Genomic DNA, 2,563 nt, shown 5'->3' with positions numbered 1-2,563 from the left:
TCCGGGTGCGTGCCTCGCAAGGCGCCGGCGCGAAGGCAGGCCGGTGGCCTGTCGAGCGTCGGCAACGCCGCGAGGTGCGTGCCCGGGCGCCGCGATAGCAGCGAATTAGCCGCGACAGGCTACTAGGGTGGCGACATGCGCGCCTGGCTGGACGGACACCTGCTCGACGACCCGCACGCTCCGGCGGTGGCGGTCACCGACCACGGGGTGACGGTGGGCGACGGCGTGTTCGAGGCGATCAAGGTGGTCGAGGGCGTGCCGTTCGCGCTCGACCTGCACCTGCAGCGGCTGCACCGCTCCGCCACCGGACTCGGCCTGGCGCCGATCGACGAGGCCGCCATCCGGCAGGGCATCAAGGAGGTGCTGGCCGAGCCGCTCCCCCTCGGCCGGCTCCGGATCACCGTCACCGCCGGCACCGCGCCGTTGGGCTCCGGTCGGGGCCACGGCCCGCGAACCACGATCGTGGTCGCCGACGGCATCGCGCCCGCGCCCGACAGCACCCGCGCCGTCACCGTCGCGTGGCCGCGCAACGAGCGGGGCGCGCTCGCCGGTCTGAAGACGACGTCGTACGCCGAGAACGTCGTCGCTCTCGCCCAGGCCCACGCTGCCGACGCCAGCGAGGCGATCTTCCCCAACACGGTTGGCAACCTCTGCGAGGGGACCGGCACGAACGTGTTCTACGTCGTCGACGGCGAACTGCGCACCCCCAGCCTGGCGAGCGGCTGCCTGGCGGGCGTGACCCGGGGCCTGATCGTCGAGTGGTGTGGCGTCCGCGAGGTCGACGAGCCGATCGAGGTGCTGACCGAGGCCAGCGAGATCTTCCTGGCCTCCACGACCCGGGACGCGCAGGCCGTCGTACGCCTCGACGACGCAGACCTCCCGCACGGTCCGGTCACCCGGGATGTGCAGGAGGTCTGGCGTCGGCGCGAGAGGGAGCTACTCGGCCACTGACCCCAACAGCCGGGCAACCAGCCCGTCGAGGTCGAGGAACTCGGACTCCCGCCCCACCGGGACGACCGAGAGGGTGCGGGCCAGGAAACCCTGGATGACGTAGGAGTCGGCCTGAGCGACGAGCCGGCCGTCAGGTGAACAGAAGTCGAGGATGGTGACCGCGCGAGCGTCCTCGTCGATGCTCGGGTAGACCCTGACGTCGCCCTCGCCCGTCGGGGAGGTCAGACCCTGCAGGAGCAGCGTGCGGGAGACCACCCACTCCACGTCACCGGAGCCGGCGTGGAAGACGAGCGAGAGAGCGTATGGATCCTCGGCCCGATAGGCCATCGTCGTCGGCATGTCGACGGTGCGACCCCAGGGGTCGACGCACGACAACGTGATGGCCGTCGTGAGAACCTGCATGGCCGCCGCCTTCTTCCGCATCTCGTCCCCTCAGATCGCTTGTCCTGTTAACGAGACGTACGAGGAAAGGATCCGTGACGGAGATCCTGAATGTTTTTCCACGTCACACGGCGCGCGGGACGCCGATGTGAGTCCGCTGCCGACATGCGCTAGTCTTTCCGACCGGCTCACCGATGGGTGATTGGCGCAGTGGTAGCGCGCTTCGTTCACACCGAAGAGGTCACTGGTTCGAACCCAGTATCACCCACAGCGAGAGAACGGCCCCCGATCCGCGGCGACGTGGACGGGGCCATTCTCACTTCTCAGTCTCGGCACGATCACCGAGCCGGACTGACCTACGATGGCCTACGTCCGGTCAACCCGCATCGTCTCCCGGGAGCACATCCATGAAGCTCAGACTCCTTGGTGTCGGACTGGCAAGCGGCTTGGTCGTCGCGATCGGTGCCGTTCCTGCCTCCGCGTCTGCGGTCCTGCCGGAGAGGGCCGCCATCGCGTTCGCGTCTCAGGACACGCCGACGACACCGACGATGCGCCGAGCGGGAAAGACACGACTCTCAGTCACGATCTCGACCTGGTCGGTGTACGGCGTGTGGGACGTGGCCATCACGCTGACGCGTCATGGCAAGCCGCTGGTCGGCAAGAAGATTCTCGAGCAGATGCGCGTCGGCGGCACCTGGACCACCCCGTCCTACTCCCGTACCGACGCCTCCGGCACGGTGCACTACTACCCGGTGATGATCGGTGAGCAGCCCTACAAGGAGCGGTTCGTCTTCAAGGGGGACAAGCACTCCGCACCGGTGAGCAAGGTCGTCAAGATCCCGACCTACCCCGGCTGACGCCACTCCGAGGGCGAGGATCCATGACCGTCTCGGCTCAGCCGCGACGGACCTTGGGGCCGAGCGGGAGCGGGAGGCCGTTGGCCGGCCACACCGCCTCGGGGACCTGCTCAGCGAGCGTCACCGAGGTGATGTCGCTCTCGGCCACGCCCGGCGCGGGCGTCGGCGTCAGGTCCTGGTGGCGGCGTACGACGGTCATGTCGGGCTGGCGGACCGGCTCGGAGTCTCCGACTGACCGGTGGCTCATCTAGATGACAAATTCCAAGGGGTTCTCAGTGGTCGTAGGCGGTCAGGGACCGTAGGACGGGTGCGTCGACGCTGTCGTTGTGCCAGATGGCGGCGGTGAGTGCGAGGACGCGCTGTGCGACTCGGGC

At 68.7% G+C, this 2,563-nt stretch carries 4 protein-coding genes and 1 tRNA gene; 3 read left to right on the top strand and 2 right to left on the bottom strand.

The annotated features are described in order from the left end of the window. The first annotated feature begins 135 nt into the window (after nt 1–135). The gene (locus QM595_RS14745) at nt 136–951 is read left to right on the top strand and encodes an aminotransferase class IV (protein ID WP_415172327.1); all 816 of its coding nucleotides are present in this window, start codon (nt 136–138) and stop codon (nt 949–951) included. Here the strand turns inward: QM595_RS14745 and QM595_RS14740 are convergent. Then, the gene (locus QM595_RS14740; RefSeq protein ID WP_415172326.1) at nt 937–1,353 is read right to left on the bottom strand and encodes an SsgA family sporulation/cell division regulator; all 417 of its coding nucleotides are present in this window, start codon (nt 1,351–1,353) and stop codon (nt 937–939) included. The two genes, QM595_RS14745 and QM595_RS14740, sit on opposite strands and share 15 nt — an antisense overlap. 175 nt (nt 1,354–1,528) lie before the next feature. Here QM595_RS14740 and QM595_RS14735 point away from each other — a divergent pair. Together QM595_RS14735 and QM595_RS14730 are read left to right on the top strand one after the other, a co-directional pair. Then, a tRNA-Val gene (locus tag QM595_RS14735) sits at nt 1,529–1,600 on the top strand. A gap of 340 nt (nt 1,601–1,940) precedes the next feature. Continuing rightward, nucleotides 1,941–2,189 (top strand): hypothetical protein, encoded by a 249-nt coding sequence (locus QM595_RS14730; RefSeq protein WP_415172325.1) that lies wholly within the window; start codon nt 1,941–1,943, stop codon nt 2,187–2,189. A gap of 37 nt (nt 2,190–2,226) precedes the next feature. Here QM595_RS14730 and QM595_RS14725 read toward each other — a convergent pair whose 3' ends face one another. Then, a complete protein-coding gene (locus QM595_RS14725) occupies nt 2,227–2,436 on the bottom strand; it encodes a hypothetical protein (protein WP_415172324.1) in 210 nt (69 codons plus the stop codon). Nucleotides 2,437–2,563: the final 127 nt, after the last annotated feature.

It is taken from the genome of Nocardioides sp. (assembly GCF_047607185.1).
GTDB lineage: Bacteria > Actinomycetota > Actinomycetes > Propionibacteriales > Nocardioidaceae > Nocardioides.
Note: the sequence above shows the minus strand (reverse complement) of the source record. Positions and strands in the feature narration are given on the sequence as shown.

Bases quoted from the DNA above. Each gene is read 5' to 3' on its own strand.
- QM595_RS14745 (WP_415172327.1), top strand. From the start codon at position 136: ATGCGCGCCTGGCTGGACGGACACCTGCTCGACGACCCGCACGCTCCG.
- QM595_RS14740 (WP_415172326.1), bottom strand. From the start codon at position 1,353: ATGCAGGTTCTCACGACGGCCATCACGTTGTCGTGCGTCGACCCCTGG.
- QM595_RS14725 (WP_415172324.1), bottom strand. From the start codon at position 2,436: ATGAGCCACCGGTCAGTCGGAGACTCCGAGCCGGTCCGCCAGCCCGAC.